The 15,025-nt window shown below is 46.2% G+C and carries 12 protein-coding genes; 11 read left to right on the top strand and 1 reads right to left on the bottom strand.

The window, feature by feature from the left end:
• The 8 genes from CLOSA_RS19950 (at position 1) to CLOSA_RS19915 (ending at position 9,986) form a co-directional block, all read left to right on the top strand.
• Complete coding sequence (locus CLOSA_RS19950; protein ID WP_013274540.1) at positions 1–2,106, top strand: BglG family transcription antiterminator; 2,106 nt, start codon at positions 1–3, stop codon at positions 2,104–2,106.
• 161 nt (positions 2,107–2,267) lie between these two features.
• Entirely contained in the window at positions 2,268–2,735 is a 468-nt protein-coding gene (locus CLOSA_RS19945; protein WP_013274539.1) for a PTS sugar transporter subunit IIA, read from the top strand.
• Positions 2,735–3,676 (top strand): 1-phosphofructokinase, encoded by a 942-nt coding sequence (gene pfkB / locus CLOSA_RS19940; RefSeq protein WP_013274538.1) that lies wholly within the window; start codon positions 2,735–2,737, stop codon positions 3,674–3,676. The genes CLOSA_RS19945 and pfkB overlap by 1 nt, the downstream gene beginning before the upstream one ends.
• A 23-nt stretch (positions 3,677–3,699) precedes the next feature.
• On the top strand, positions 3,700–4,974 hold the full coding sequence (locus CLOSA_RS19935) for a zinc-binding dehydrogenase (protein WP_013274537.1): 1,275 nt from the start codon (positions 3,700–3,702) through the stop codon (positions 4,972–4,974).
• Positions 4,975–5,252: 278 nt separating this feature from the next.
• Entirely contained in the window at positions 5,253–6,782 is a 1,530-nt protein-coding gene (locus CLOSA_RS19930; protein ID WP_013274536.1) for a sensor histidine kinase, read from the top strand.
• Positions 6,779–7,468 carry a response regulator transcription factor gene (locus CLOSA_RS19925; protein WP_013274535.1) on the top strand — a complete coding sequence of 230 codons (690 nt, stop codon included), beginning with the start codon at positions 6,779–6,781 and terminating at the stop codon, positions 7,466–7,468. The genes CLOSA_RS19930 and CLOSA_RS19925 overlap by 4 nt, the downstream gene beginning before the upstream one ends.
• 174 nt (positions 7,469–7,642) lie before the next feature.
• Positions 7,643–9,103: a serine hydrolase domain-containing protein gene (locus tag CLOSA_RS19920; RefSeq protein ID WP_013274534.1), complete on the top strand. Its 1,461-nt coding sequence runs from the start codon at positions 7,643–7,645 to the stop codon at positions 9,101–9,103.
• 124 nt (positions 9,104–9,227) lie between these two features.
• Positions 9,228–9,986, top strand: a complete 759-nt coding sequence (locus CLOSA_RS19915; protein WP_013274533.1) for a DUF6062 family protein — start codon at positions 9,228–9,230, stop codon at positions 9,984–9,986.
• Between the two features lie 154 nt (positions 9,987–10,140).
• Here CLOSA_RS19915 and CLOSA_RS19910 read toward each other — a convergent pair whose 3' ends face one another.
• Positions 10,141–10,917: a DeoR/GlpR family DNA-binding transcription regulator gene (locus CLOSA_RS19910; RefSeq protein WP_013274532.1), complete on the bottom strand. Its 777-nt coding sequence runs from the start codon at positions 10,915–10,917 to the stop codon at positions 10,141–10,143.
• Between the two features lie 295 nt (positions 10,918–11,212).
• Here CLOSA_RS19910 and CLOSA_RS19905 point away from each other — a divergent pair, with 295 nt between their 5' ends.
• The 3 genes from CLOSA_RS19905 (at position 11,213) to iolC (ending at position 15,010) form a co-directional block, all read left to right on the top strand.
• Positions 11,213–12,061 (top strand): class II fructose-bisphosphate aldolase, encoded by an 849-nt coding sequence (locus tag CLOSA_RS19905; protein ID WP_013274531.1) that lies wholly within the window; start codon positions 11,213–11,215, stop codon positions 12,059–12,061.
• Between the two features lie 199 nt (positions 12,062–12,260).
• Complete coding sequence (locus CLOSA_RS19900; RefSeq protein WP_013274530.1) at positions 12,261–13,772, top strand: CoA-acylating methylmalonate-semialdehyde dehydrogenase; 1,512 nt, start codon at positions 12,261–12,263, stop codon at positions 13,770–13,772.
• Positions 13,773–13,975: 203 nt separating this feature from the next.
• The gene (gene iolC, locus CLOSA_RS19895) at positions 13,976–15,010 is read left to right on the top strand and encodes a 5-dehydro-2-deoxygluconokinase (protein ID WP_013274529.1); all 1,035 of its coding nucleotides are present in this window, start codon (positions 13,976–13,978) and stop codon (positions 15,008–15,010) included.
• The last annotated feature ends 15 nt before the right edge of the window (positions 15,011–15,025 follow it).

Here is a 15,025-nt window from a genome sequence, read left to right as displayed (position 1 = left end):
ATGGCAGGTAATGATTTTACGCCCAGGATGCAGCAGATCGTTCTGGCTCTTCTGAAAGAGAATGGGCCTGTTCCTGTGAAGCAGCTTGCAGATCAGATCCGCATCAGCAAAAGAACGGTGCAAAGGGAGCTGGAATACATTCCCAGGGCGCTGAAGAAATACGGCCTGACTTTTTGCTCAAAAACCGGAACCGGCATCTGGCTGGAGGGAGACAGGGAGCAGATAAACGTTTTAAAGGCTGAGCTTGAAGCGGATGATGCTCTTGATGTTTCTGACCGGATTGAACGGCAGAAGCGCCTGATTCTTGAAATTCTAAAGGATAAGACGCTGAAAAAGCTGTATTATTACAGTGATTTATTCGGAGTCAGCGAGGCAACGGTCAGCTCGGATTTAGAGGCGGCAAAGGAGTGGTTTCATAAGTATCATCTGGAGATAAAGAGAAAACCGGGATACGGCGTGTTCATTGAGGGCAGTGAACGGGATTTCCGCCGGGCCCTTCGGGTGTTTATTGATGAAAACATTCATACGGAGATCATACAGGGGATGTATGAAGACCGGAACCAGTCCGTATTAAATGTCATCCAGAATAAAAGTGAGAGGAATATATACAGAATTCTGGATGACGATATTGTAAATCGGGTTACCGCCTGCATCTTAAGGATACGGGATAAGCGAATCTTAAACCTGACCCAGGACTCCTACCTTGGCCTGGTAATCCATGTGGCGATTGCCGTGAACCGGATCCGCAGGCAGGAGATCATTGAGGAAAATCCCCTTATGGCGGATTTTTTGCAGAAAGACCAGGATTATGATCTGGCACAAACCATTACGAAATCCCTGGAAGAAGAATTTCAGATTCAGATTCCGGAAATTGAATGTGCCTATATCTGCCTTCACATCAAAGGCTCTAAAATCCAGCAGCTGAATATTGACGAGAAGTCAAGAAGTGAAATTGAGGAATCCAGGGAGCTGTGGGAGGTGGTCAATGAAATGATCGACTGCTATAACGATGGTATCGCTTATCTGCTGAAGCAGGATGAAGAATTTGTGATTCAGGGCCTGATCGCCCATTTAAAGCCTACTTTGGTTCGTCTTGCCAATGGTATGAAGATCCAGAATCCTTTGCTGGAGCAGATCAAACGGGATTATCCGGCCATATTTGAGCGGTGCAGGACCGTTGCCAAGGTGATCGAGAGACGATATGGATATGAGGTGCCGGAACCGGAGATCGGATTTCTTGCGGTACACTTCGGTGCGGCAGAAGTCCGGATGGAAAGCAGAAAGGAAAGCCGGAGAAAGGTGAATATAGGGATCGTCTGCGCCAGTGGGATCGGGATTTCCAGGCTCATGTCTTCCAAAATTGCCAGAGATTTTTCAGACAGGGTGGAACTGTCTGTTTATGGAATGACAGACGTATCCCCCTATGTGCTCAGCAAGACGGATTTCTTTGTATCCACGGTGCCATTAAAGGAGGAGGCGGACATCCTGTATGTAAGTCCCCTGCTTTCCGCTGAAGAAATGGAACGGATCGCCGGTAAGGTCCGCCAGTGTGAATATATGCCTAAAAAACAGGAGAACAAGGAGTTTACCATTCAGTTGGACCAGGTGAATTTTATGGCTGTCCAGATCAAAAATGTCATCAGGCTCATGGAGTTCCAGCGGGTAGACAACGGGATCACCTTTGAGGAACTGCTCATAGCCGTCAGTGAGAAGCTGGCCTCCTACGCTGACCGCCAGATCATGATCCAGGAGGATTTAATGAGGAGAGAACGGCTATGCAGCCAGATATTCCCTGACTTAAACTTTGCCCTGCTTCATGCCAGGACGGAAGGGGTGGTAAAACCGGTATTCTCGGTCTGCCAGACGAAAGACGGAGAGCCTTTTAGCAACCCTTATTTTAAGGGGGTATGTGTTGTGCTTGTCATGCTGGTGCCAAAGGATGACCACGAAGTAGAAAACAGTGAGATCCTGGGGGTTTTAAGCGAACGGCTGATTGAAGAGGAGGAGTTTCTGGAAGCGGTGAGGCATGGAGGAATAGAGGAGATAAGAACTCTTGTTTCCCGGTATTTGAATCAGTATTTCAGACATTATCTGGATAAGATGTGAGGAAGAAAGGCAGGAAAGCCGGGTCCGAATAGGATCCGGCTTTTTTTGATTTTCAGTTTTGGCGCCATCTGATGGCGCCAAATGCCATTTTGTTTTCGTTGAAAAAGAAGAGATGCGGCCACTATAATTTACTTAGAACACCAGCAGAGGAGGGGATTAGCGTGTTTGGATACGGGAAAAAAAATGAAGAGAAGAATACAGAACTTCTGGAACTTGGAAATATCCGTTTAAATTGCAGACCTGGAGAAAAAGAGGCAGTCATAAGGGAAGTTGGGAATATGCTTTGCCAAAGCGGCTGCGTGGATGAGTCCTATATAGAGGCAATGCTTCGGCGGGAGCTGACCTTTCCTACGAACATCGGCAATGGGATCGCACTTCCTCACGGTGTGGAGGAAGCGAAAAAAAACATCAAACGCTCCGGTATCGCAGTCATGGTATTTCCTGACGGAACAGACTGGGGAGGAGAGCAGGTAAAGCTGGTCATAGGGATCGCAGGGGCAGGAGAGGAACATTTGGAGATACTTTCCGTCATTGCACAGTGCCTTGCTGATCCGGAGGATGTGAATCGGATCACCAGGTACAGCGCACAGGAGATCCATACCATGTTTACCGGAAAGGGGTGTTCTTAATGATCGTTACAGTTACCATGAATCCTGCCATTGATAAAACAGTGGATATTGGAAGATTTGAACGGGGAGATTTAAACAGAATAAAGCGGGTGGAGATTGATGCCGGCGGGAAAGGCATTAACGTTTCCAAGACAATCAGGGAATTAGGAGGGGAAAGCATTGCCACAGGTTTTGTGGGAGGAACCAGCGGCACCATCATCAGACAGGTCCTGGCTGACCTTGGCATAAGGACCGATTTCGTGGAAGTAAAAGGGGAGACGAGAACGAATTTAAAGGTGGTGGAGGAAACCGGGGAGGTGACAGAGCTTAATGAACCCGGACCGGAAGTATCAAAGGAACAGCTGGAAGATCTGCTTAATAAGCTGGAAGGCTATGCAAATCCTGATACCCTGTTTGTACTGGCAGGAAGCATACCTGCGGGGATACCAACGGATATCTACCGCAGGATCACGGAACAGGTTCACCAAAAGGGGGCAAAGGTTTTGCTGGATGCGGACGGTCCGCTGTTTTCTGAATCCTTAAAAGGGGAGCCGGATATGTTAAAGCCTAACCGTTCCGAGCTGGAGCGGTATTATCAGATGGATTACAGGGCTTCCGAACAGGAGCTGGTTTCCATGGGAGAGAAGCTTCTAAATCATGGAGCCTCCATGGCTGCAATCTCCCTTGGACAGATGGGTGCCATTTTTTTGACAAAGGAGAAGCGGTACCGTTGTCCGGGGCTTCGGGTAAAAGCTCATTCCACCGTAGGTGCCGGGGATGCCCTGGTAGCGGCCATGGCATACAGCTGGGATGAAAAGCTTCCCCTGGAAACCTGCATCCGCTTATGCATGGGAGCCTCTGCAGGTGCGGTCACCAGCATAGGGACCAAACCGCCTCCCCGCAGTCTGGTAGATGAATTGGTTAAGCAGGTAGAGCTGATGGAGATTTCGTGTAAAATTTAAGAATAAGGTTGGAGGATGGAACTATGAAAACAAAAGCGGTAAGAATGTATGGTACGGATGATTTGAGACTGGAGGAGTTTGAACTTCCACAGATCAAGGAAGATGAAATTCTTGTAAAAATCATGAGCGACAGCATCTGTATGTCCACCTACAAGCTGGTAAAACAGGGGAAAAAGCATAAAAGGGCTCCCCAAAACATGGACACCAATCCGGTGATTGTCGGTCATGAATGTTCGGGGCTGATTGTCGAAGTTGGGAACAAGTGGAAGGATCATTTTCGGCCGGGGCAGAAATTTTCTCTGCAGCCAGCGTTAAATTACATGGGAAAGCTGGATTCACCGGGATATTCTTATGAATTCTGCGGAGGGGCCTGTACTTACTGTATCATGCCGAACGAGGTGATGGAGCTGGGGTGTCTTCTGGATTACACCGGGGAGAGCTTTTTTGAAGCCTCCCTGGGAGAGCCAATGAGCTGCATCATAGGCGGATTCCATGCCAATTATCATACCAACAAAAGAAATTATGATCATGCCATGGGAACCAAAACCGATGGTAACATCCTGATTATGGGGGGATGCGGCCCCATGGGCCTGGGTGCGGTCAGCTATGGCCTTCAGTTTGAAAATAAGCCGAAGCGGATCGTGGTCACGGATATCAGTGATGAACGGATCGCCCGGGCAAAGGAAGTGATATCAGAAGAAACCGCTTTGGAGAGAGGTATTCAGCTTCTCTATGTTAATACAGCTAAAATGAAGGATCCTATTTCTGAACTTATGGCCATTACCGGCGGCCATGGCTATGATGATGTATTTGTTTATGTCCCTGTGAAAGAAGTGGCGGAAATGGGAGATAAGCTCCTTGCCTTTGACGGCTGCATGAATTTTTTTGCCGGTCCTTCTGACAGCCAGTTTCAGGCGGAAATCAATCTTTACAACTGCCACTACACAAGCACACATATTATGGGAACCACAGGCGGTAACACAGATGATCTGGTAGAGGCCAATCAGCTGTCAGCCAAAGGAGCCATTGAAGCGGCTGTTATGGTAACCCATATAGGAGGTATTGACAGCATTGCAGAGGCGACAAAGAATCTGCCTTCCATACCCGGAGGCAAAAAACTCACTTATACACAATTTGATATGCCTTTAACCGCTATCGGCGATTTTGAAGAGCTGGGAAAGACTGATCCGCTGTTTCAAAAGCTCAGTGAATCCTGTAAGGCCCATAAGGGATTATGGAATGGGGAAGCGGAAAAGATCCTTTTTCATCATTTTGGTATCAATCCAAAGGAGTTATAAATAAAGGCCAGATATTTAAAAATCATCCATGCTGTATCCTTTCTTATGCGGAAGGATGCAGCATTTTTTATTTATGATAACTGCTGAAAGCCGCTGTGCACGGGAGGGAAAGCCTTCTTTGCATCTGCTTTTATTCTGCGAGATAATAGTAAATTGAAAAAATAAATGGTAAAATCCGGTTATTTTGCAGCAATGTCTTAAATTTTAGAATTGTTTTATAAATTCTCTTGCCTATGTGTGTTATAATACCCCTAAGTAATATTAATTTTTCGTTATAAATGAAGTTTCAGAGCATGGGAGAGACGAGAATAGTGAAATTAAGATTGAGAACCCGTCTGGTCGTGGCATTTTTGATTATAACGGTAATTCCCCTGACCCTGATCTTTGCAGTGGTTGCAGGGCTTGGCAATTACCAGATGAAGGCGTTCCGGAAAGCCTATAATCTGACGGAACAGATCGACCTTCTGTCAAGCAATTCCCTGCAGATTTTTAACCGTCTGACCAGGACGGAGCAGAAGGAAATCAGCCAGATCCTTCAAAGTGACCCGAGGCAGTTTCAGGATGGGGATTATCTGGCAAAACTTAACGAGAATCTGGCATCCAAATATGCCTATATGATTGTGCGAAAGGGAGACTCCCTTATTTTTGACGGGAACAGCCACATTACCCAGGGTCTATACGGCCAGCTGCCCAAATACGAGGAGATGGACAGCAACATAGACGGTGCCATCTATCTGGATGGAGAAACCCAGCATCTGGTAAAGCAGATGGATTTTCTATATCCTGATGGGGATAAGGGGAGCGTATTCATTGTTTCCAATGTGAACGGCCTTCTTCCTGAAATCAAGGTCATGATGGCGGAAATGCTCATGGCCATTATTATGATCATCGTGTTTACCGATGCCATCTTAATGATGTGGGTATACCGGTCTGTGGTAAGCCCCTTAGGGCGTCTTCAGGTTGCCACCAAGAAAATCCGGGATGGGAATCTGGACTTTTCCCTGGAGGTGGAAAATGACGATGAGATCGGGCAGCTTTGCCTGGATTTTGAGGAAATGAGGATCCGGCTTAAGGAATCCGCAGAGGAAAAGGTGGAATATGATAAGGAGAACAAGGAGCTGATCAGCAATATATCCCATGATTTAAAGACACCCATCACTGCGATTAAAGGGTATGTGGAAGGAATCATGGATGGAGTGGCTTCCTCTCCGGAAAAGCTGGACCGCTATATCCGTACCATTTACAACAAGGCCAATGACATGGACAAGCTGATTGACGAATTGACGTTTTACTCTAAAATCGATACCAACAAGATCCCTTATACCTTTTCCAAGATCAATGTGGCAGGCTATTTCAGAGACTGCGTGGATGAAGTGGGACTTGAGATGGAAGACCGGAGCATTGAACTGGGATACTTTAATTATGTGGACGAGGATGTGGTGGTCATTGCGGACGCAGAGCAGCTTCGCCGGGTCATTAATAATATTGTCAGCAATTCTGTAAAATATATGGATAAAAGGAACGGCATTATCAATATCCGGATCAAGGATGTGGGAGACTTCATCCAGGTGGAGATCGAGGATAACGGAAAAGGGATCCCGGCAAAGGACCTGCCTAACATCTTTGACCGGTTTTACCGCACTGATTCTTCCAGGAATTCTTCTCAGGGCGGAAGCGGAATCGGCCTGTCCATCGTTAAGAAGATTATTGAGGATCATGGAGGCCGGATCTGGGCCACCAGTAAGGAAGGCATTGGAACAGAGATACATTTTGTTTTGAGAAAATACCAGGAGGTCATACAGGAATGAGCAGGATACTGATTGTGGAAGATGAAGAAAGCATAGCAGAGCTGGAGAAGGATTATCTGGAGCTGAGCGGATTTGAGGTTGAGATCGAGAATGATGGAGAACAAGGACTTCATATGGCGCTTCATGAGGATTTTGATCTGGTGATCCTGGATCTGATGCTGCCGGGTGTGGATGGCTTTGAAATCTGCCGGAAGGTCAGGGAGGTAAAAAACACCCCCATTATTATGGTTTCCGCAAAGAAAGAAGACATTGATAAGATCCGGGGGCTTGGCCTGGGGGCTGATGACTACATCACGAAACCCTTCAGCCCCAGTGAGATGGTTGCCCGTGTGAAAGCCCATCTTGCCCGTTATGAAAGGCTGATCGGCAGCGGAGTGCCGGACAATGAGATCATTGAGATCCGTGGCCTTAAGATTGATAAAACAGCCAGACGGGTATGGGTCAATGGAGAGGAAAAGAATTTTACCACCAAGGAATTTGACCTAGTAACCTTCCTGGCCCAGAATCCAAACCACGTTTTTACCAAGGAAGAACTGTTCAACAAAATATGGGATATGGAATCCATCGGAGATATTGCCACGGTTACCGTCCATATTAAGAAGATCAGGGAAAAGATCGAATTTAATACGGCAAAGCCCCAGTACATTGAAACGATTTGGGGAGTTGGCTACCGGTTTAAGGTGTAAAAAGCATCATTTTCTGTAAGGTCCTTGTTAATACAAGGACTTTTTGCATGGCTCCTCATTATATCATTCTTTCAACTGCTAAAAATACTACCAAAATATTATGGGCTATGCTATATTGGGAAAGGAAGACTCATTTGATTCCAGTTAAGATAAATAATTCAACATGGAGCGTTTATGAAAAAGGCTATTGTATTTGCATTAACAATGCTATTATTCATCTCAGGATTCCCATCAAAAAGTTATGCGCTGCCAGATGAGCAATCTGCAGCAATTCAAGCGTTGCTTAATGAAGCCTGTCGTAAATCAGGGGTGCCGGGAATGTCAGTCTCAATACTTGCTGATGATGAAGTGTTCTACTTTTCTTCCGGGTATGCAGACCGTGAAAAGGAGTTGTCTGCAAGTGAAAATACACTGTATGAGCTGGCTTCGGTGAGTAAAGCTTTTACTGCCACGGGTATTCTGCTGCTGGAAGAGCAGGGGCGGCTGTCAATGACTGACTCTGTCCAAAAATATCTGCCTTGGTTTACGTTAAAGTATCAAGGAAAACCTGTGGATATGCATCGCCTTACACTCAATCACTTTCTTCACCATACCAGCGGCTTAACAAATAGTAGACATACTCAAAATATTCCGCAAGGCAATACGCCGGATATGCTGCAAAAGACTGTGGAAATGCTGGCAGATGCTGAATTGGCGTTCCCTCCCGGTGAACAGTATAACTATGGAACTGTTAATTATGACGTATTGGGCTTGGTTATTGAGACCGTGTCAGGACAAAGCTATGAAGACTTTATGAGGGAACAGGTATTTCAACCGTTAGGCCTTCGCCAGACGTATGTTTACAAAGAAGATGCCAGGGCTGCCGGACAGATGGCAAAAGGCTACCGTTCTTCCTTTTTTATGACAATTCCATATCATGCGCCGGATTATGCCGGGAATAAACCCGCAGGCTACCTCATTTCTTGTACAAAAGATATGGCCCGTTGGATGGGGATACAGATAGGGATTGTGCAGGACATACCCGAAATATTCCATACGGTTATTGATAAATCACACCAGGGTGATTTGTCGGTTCCAGCTGTTAACGAAATGTATTATGCAGCGGGCTGGCAGGTAAATGCCGGCCAAACGATGATAGAGCACTCAGGGGGCAATCCTAATTTCAGTACCCAAGTTACCCTGCTGCCAAAGGAAGGAAAAGCCGTCTGCCTGCTGACCAATGGTGCAAATACCAATATCAGCCTGGTACAAAAAATAATAGCCATATTAGACGGCAATTTAACCCAGTCCTATGAAATAAGCGGCACACAGCTTTTGGACATCCTATTGTCGTCTGCCACAATTATTTTTTGCCTATTGGCTGTACTGTTTTTTCTTTCAGGATTACGCAGAGTAAAAAGGAATGAGCCTCAGCCAATAACAAAAAAGACAATAATCGTAACCGTTATTTTTCTAGCCGCTACGATTTTGAGTATCATGTGCTGGGCCTTCCCAATGTTCATAGGATATGGTTGGTCAAAGATACTGGTTTGGCAAACATATAGTGTTCTAACAGCTTTGATTTCGTCGTCATTATTATCAGCAAGCATTGCATGGTTTGTATACACGCAACGTTATCATGCTTCGCTCCGATAATAAACAGAAGGAAGCAATACCGTGCAGTGAGTAGTAATTAAGATAACAAGGCAAATGAAACCAGAAACTTTAAACACAGTCAAATGTGGTACAGATTGTGGAATACCGGTTGCAGGTGTAAGCGATGAAAGAAAAATTATATGAGATCCCCATAAATGATGCTATGGATGCCGATGATGAGTGCCTGTTCTGCTTTCTTGAAAGAAAAGCGGAACAGGAGCTTCTGGATTTTGTGTTAGGCTCCTGTGCATCTTATATGGAAAGTGATACAAGACAAGCCACGGACCGGTCCGGCTTCTGCCCCATCCATCAAAAGAAAATGTTTGATTACGGCAATGCCCTGGGAAATGGCTGGATATTAAAAACCTATTATAAAAACCTGATAAAGGAAATGAAGGGGGAATTTAAGGAGTTTACTCCCGGAAAAACCTCCTTAAAGGACCGGTTTACCAAAAAGGAAGGGAATCACAATTCCGTGAGTGCCTGGATCCGGGAAAAGATGAAGACCTGCTATATATGCGACCGGTTTTCCGAGACCTATAAACGGTATGTGGCCACTTTTTTTTACCTGTACAAAAAGGATCCTGTCTTCCGGGAACGGCTAGAAAATAGCAGGGGTTTCTGCCTCCGTCACTTTGCGGACTTATGCAGCGGGGCAGATGAGCACTTAAATGACAGGGAACGTCAGGCGTTCTATCCGGTGATTTTTAAACTCATGGAAGAGAACATGGAACGGATTTCCGGCGATATTGACTGGTTTGTGGAAAAGTTTGATTACTTAAACAAGGATGCGGATTGGAGGCAGTCAAAGGACGCCCTGCAGCGTGGGATGCAGAAGATACGGGGCGGATATCCGGCAGATCCTTCTTATAAACACCGGTAAGCCTGGTGGCTTACCCCCTTATGGCAGGCCTCTGAAACGGTATGCCCCAGGGAGAGGAATCCCCGTTGAAGATCTGAAAAAGGCGTAGCCAGGAGTCCGTTCAGGAAGAAACTCCAGGATACACCTTTTTTTGAAGAGGAGGAAAGAACCCGTCCTACGGCTCAGGAGCCGTCTCAATGGCGCAGCCCAACTCTCTGCAATAGGAGCAGAAGGCGTCATCAGGCATCCGGTCCGTTAAGATGGAATCAAACTGTCCGATCTCTCCAAAGGTCATGAGAGAGGTTCGCCCAAATTTCGTGTAATCTGCCAGAAGATAATGCTTCTGGCTTTTTTTTAATGCTGTTTTCTTAATGGTGTATTCCTCTGTGGAAGCGTTGCAGACCCCGGCCTGGACAGAGATCCCTGTACAGGCCATAAATGCGCGGACAATGTTATAGTCCTCTAAGTATTCCACACAGGAGCTGCCCACCAGGGAGGCGGTATCCCGCTTTAAGGACCCCGGAAGGGCAATTAAGTTGATATTAGGATAATTCAAGGACTTGTTAATAACCTGAAGGCTGTTGGTAATAACCGTAACCGCACTTAGATGAGACAGGTGGTCCACAATGCTCATGGTGGTAGTTCCGCTGTCAATGTATATAATATCCCGCTCCTTCACAAAGGAGGCCGCCAGAGCGGCGATCCTCTGCTTGCCCTGGGCATTTCTGCCGGAACGTTCGTGAAAGGTGACCAGATCCGGGATGGCTGCCGTATTTTCGCATGCGACTACGCCTCCGTAAACCTTTTCCACGTTGCCCCTGGAGACGAGGATCTCCAAGTCCCGGCGCAGGGTATTTTTTGAAATCTCAAATGCTTCACACAAGGCATCATTGGAAACCGCCTTGTGCTCCAATATATATTGTTCCAGTTGATCGATACGGGAAATTCTCATAGGTGTGCTCCTTACTTGGCAGCCTCTTTGGCATGCTGATATGGTAAGATTATAACAGATACTTGGAAAAATATCAAGAAGTAACCAAAACATGATCAAATTTATAAAAAAATTAGAAGATTTTCTTGACTTGGCCTAAAATAAATGCTAAAATATAACCAACATATGACACTAATAGAATCAACACATGACCATGATGAAATATTGTGATCATAGCTTTATTTGTTACTGTGGAAGTTTTGACGGTGTTTTTTCCCGGTCTGTGGGATGAAGAACCGGATAAAGGAGAAGAAGTATGGGATTAGTAAAAATGAAGGAATTGCTGAAGCAGGCCTCAGAAAAGAACCGGGCGGTGGGGGCCTTCAGTGTGGGAAACCTTGAGATGGTGAAGGGAGCTGTAAAGGCAGCGGAAGAAATGAATACCTCCATTATCTTACAGATCGCAGAAGTGCGTCTTCCCCATTCCCCTCTGATGCTGATGGGCCCTATGATGGTGGAGGCGGCGAGGAATGCAAAGGTAGATATTGCAGTTCATCTGGATCACGGCAAAACCCTCCCGGTGTTAAAACAGGCTCTGGATTATGGGTTCACCTCTGTGATGATGGATGGCTCCACCCTTCCTTTTGAAGAAAATATGGCAAAGACCTTAGAAGCGGTCAGGCTGGCCAGGGAATATGGAGCAACCGTAGAAGCGGAGCTCGGACTTGTGGGCGGCAGCGAGGATGGAAGCATTGATGAGGGAATCCGATGCACCAATCCTGACGATGCCAGAACTTTTTGCCAGAGAACCGGCGTGGATGCACTTGCAGTAGCCATCGGCAATGCTCACGGCAATTATCCGGTGGCTCCCAGACTGGCCTTTGATGTTTTGAAAGCCATTGATCAGAAGCTTGATGTACCTCTGGTCCTTCACGGCGGAACCGGAATTACTCCGGAAGACTTCCGGAAGGCCATAGGCCTTGGAATCCGGAAGATCAACATCGCAACAGCCAGCTTTGACAGTCTTACGAAGGAAGCGGAACAATACCTGGAATCAGAAGGAAAACATGATTATTTCGGACTGAATGAGGCGATGGTACGGGGAGTGTATGAGAATGTAAGGCAGCATATCCGGATCTTCCAATGTATAGAGCCGCTTACGTAAGTCCGTTCAATTATGCCAGAAATGGCGGATTACATACAGAAAGATACGGATATCCGGTTACCAGATGATCCGCCCGCTATTTTAAGAATCGGAGTATACCGGGTTCCATATATAAAAACGAATTTAATTAAACCGCTTGAAACAGCCGTTTATTAAAACGAGTTGTGTCTTGAGCGAAGAGAAAGGAAAGGATATAATAATGGGAGAGGTAAAAAAATTAAAGTATCTTGTAAATGGTCAGTGGAAGGAATCAAAGACAGATAAGTATTCTGATGCCTACGACCCAAGTACCGGAGAAGTAATTGCCCAGGTGCCCTGCTGTACTCCGGCAGAAGTGGAAGAAGCCGTGGAAGCAGCCAAAGCGGCGTTTCCATCCTGGTCATCTACCCCTGTGATAAAAAGAGTTCAGGTACTCTATAAGCTCAGGGATTTGCTCATGGAGCATATGGACGAACTGACCATGCTGGTGGCAAAGGAAAACGGGAAAAGCTGGGAAGAGGCTCAGGGCGATGTCCTGAAAGCCAAAGAAGGAACCGAGCAGGCTATCAGTGCCCCGTCACTGATGATGGGAGAAAGCCTGATGGATGCTTCCGCCGGATTTGATACGGTGCTGTACCGTATGCCTTTAGGTGTATTTGCCGGTATTGTGCCATTTAATTTCCCTGCGATGATCCCCATGGGGTGGATGGCTCCCATGTGTATTGCCTGCGGCAATACCATCGTGCTGAAAGCCGCATCCTTTACCCCTCAGTCCTGTATGCGTATAGCGGAACTGTATAAAGAAGCTGGGCTGCCGGACGGTGTTATCAATATTGTCACCTGTTCCAGAAAGGAAGCAGAGATTCTTCTCACTCATCCGGACATCAAGGGAATCAGCTTTGTTGGTTCTACTTCTGTGGGTATGCATATTTACTCCACCGCTGCGGCTACGGGCAAAAGAGTTCAGGCTCTCTGCGAAGCAAAGAATCATGCTCTTGTTTTAAATGATGCTCCGGTCAAACGGGTAGCGGCAGGAATCATCAATTCTTCATTTGGATGCGCAGGAGAACGGTGTATGGCTCTGCCCGTTGTGGTAGTACAGGAGGGAATCGCCGACGCCCTTGTGGCGGAGATCATCGCTCAGGCAAAGACTCTTAAAGTGGGTCCGGCCTATGATAAGAGTACGAAACTGGGTCCTGTGGTAAACAAGGCTCATCGAGATTCCATTGTAAAGTGGATTGAGAAAGGAATAGAAGAAGGCGCAGAGCTTGTGCTGGATGGACGTGATATTGTAGTGGAAGGTTATGAAAACGGCTTTTATTTAGGGCCGACGATCTTTGACCATGTGACTTCTGACATGAGCGTAGGGGAAAAAGAAATCTTCGGGCCGGTGCTGTGCATCAAGAGAGTGAAGACCTTTGAAGAGGGATTGGAGATCATGAATGCCAATCCATATGCAAACGGTTCAGTAATCTTTACTCAGAACGGTCACTATGCCAGAGAGTTTGCCAGACATACGGACGGCGGTATGATCGGTATTAATGTGGGAATTCCGGTTCCGGTTGGCATGTTTCCTTTTAACGGCAAAAAACTGTCATTTATCGGGGATCTGCACTGCTTAGGCAAGGATGGATACCGGTTCTTCACAGAAAACAAAGTTGTCACCACCAGATGGTTCGACGAAGAAACCGGAGAATCCACAAATGTAAATACCTGGGATGGTACAATTTAAAAACTGCCGGCCAATGATACAAAAAACGCCCTGCAAGGCGAATTACCTTGCAGTGTGTTTTTTCACTCCATGAAGTGACTGCCGATCCCGCATATTTTAAGTGAATGATGGGAGCAGGATTGGAAACATTCAATAAGGAACAGAACTCACCGGGATATAATAAGAACCATGGTACGCGAAACGGGATGGGAGAGATGTTAACAATGGAATATGTAAAATTTGATGAAACCAGAGAAATGGACTTAATTCTTCTTGGAAGGGTAGCAATTGATTTTAATCCGGCTTACAATGAGTATGTAAAAGAGGAATTCAAGCCTTTAAAGAAGGTGCACATGTTTGAAAAGTTTGTGGGCGGCTCTCCGGCTAACATCGCCGTAGGCGTGACCAGACATGGCATGAAGGCGGGATTCATCGGGAAAGTATCCGATGACCAGTTCGGTGAATTTGTAGTGGATTATTTTAAGGAACAGGGGATTGATACTTCTCATATTACGAAATGCAAAAATGGTGAAAAGCTGGGTCTGACTTTTACAGAAATGCTTTCCTCCAGTGAAAGCAAGATTCTGATGTACCGGAACTGTATTGCTGATCTGCAGCTGGACGTAGAAGACATAGACGAAGCCTATATCAAAAAGTCAAAAGCCATTCTCATATCAGGTACGGCACTTGCACAAAGCCCGTCAAGAGAAGCTGCCCTTAAGGCGGTCATGGTGGCTAAGAGAAACGATGTCAGAATAATCTTTGATATTGATTACAGAGCCTATAACTGGAAAAATGAGGATGAAATCTCCATTTACTACTCCGCAGTCGCCAAAGAAGCTGACATTATTATGGGCTCAAGAGAAGAATTCGACTTAACGGAAAAACTGATCAGACCAGGCATGACAGACGAAGAAAGTGCGGCTCTGTGGCAGGGCTACCATGCCAGGATCGTGGTTATCAAGCATGGAATGAAGGGGTCCACCGCTTATACTTGTGACGGACAGTCATTTTCCATCAAGCCGTTCCCGGTGGAGGCCAGAAAAGGATTCGGCGGCGGCGACGGATATGGTTCAGGGTTTCTGTATGGACTGTATCAGGGCTGGGATATCATAGACTGCCTGGAATTTGGTTCGGCAGAGGCTTCCATGATGGTAAAGAGCAACAACTGTTCGGATTCCCTGCCTACGCCGGAGGAAGTACATGCATTTATAAAAGAAGAAAAGGAATCGTTTGGTGAGATGATCGCCCGTGTATAAAAGTGTAAAGGAGAG

The organism is [Clostridium] saccharolyticum WM1, assembly GCF_000144625.1.
Taxonomy (GTDB): Bacteria; Bacillota; Clostridia; order Lachnospirales; family Lachnospiraceae; genus Lacrimispora; species Lacrimispora saccharolytica.
Note: the sequence above shows the minus strand (reverse complement) of the source record. Positions and strands in the feature narration are given on the sequence as shown.

Bases quoted from the DNA above. Each gene is read 5' to 3' on its own strand.
- CLOSA_RS19950 (WP_013274540.1), top strand. From the start codon at position 1: ATGGCAGGTAATGATTTTACGCCCAGGATGCAGCAGATCGTTCTGGCT.
- CLOSA_RS19930 (WP_013274536.1), top strand. From the start codon at position 5,253: ATGAAGTTTCAGAGCATGGGAGAGACGAGAATAGTGAAATTAAGATTG.
- iolC (WP_013274529.1), top strand. From the start codon at position 13,976: ATGGAATATGTAAAATTTGATGAAACCAGAGAAATGGACTTAATTCTT.
- pfkB (WP_013274538.1), top strand. From the start codon at position 2,735: ATGATCGTTACAGTTACCATGAATCCTGCCATTGATAAAACAGTGGAT.
- CLOSA_RS19935 (WP_013274537.1), top strand. From the start codon at position 3,700: ATGAAAACAAAAGCGGTAAGAATGTATGGTACGGATGATTTGAGACTG.
- CLOSA_RS19920 (WP_013274534.1), top strand. From the start codon at position 7,643: ATGAAAAAGGCTATTGTATTTGCATTAACAATGCTATTATTCATCTCA.
- CLOSA_RS19925 (WP_013274535.1), top strand. From the start codon at position 6,779: ATGAGCAGGATACTGATTGTGGAAGATGAAGAAAGCATAGCAGAGCTG.
- CLOSA_RS19900 (WP_013274530.1), top strand. From the start codon at position 12,261: ATGGGAGAGGTAAAAAAATTAAAGTATCTTGTAAATGGTCAGTGGAAG.
- CLOSA_RS19905 (WP_013274531.1), top strand. From the start codon at position 11,213: ATGGGATTAGTAAAAATGAAGGAATTGCTGAAGCAGGCCTCAGAAAAG.
- CLOSA_RS19910 (WP_013274532.1), bottom strand. From the start codon at position 10,917: ATGAGAATTTCCCGTATCGATCAACTGGAACAATATATATTGGAGCAC.
- CLOSA_RS19915 (WP_013274533.1), top strand. From the start codon at position 9,228: ATGAAAGAAAAATTATATGAGATCCCCATAAATGATGCTATGGATGCC.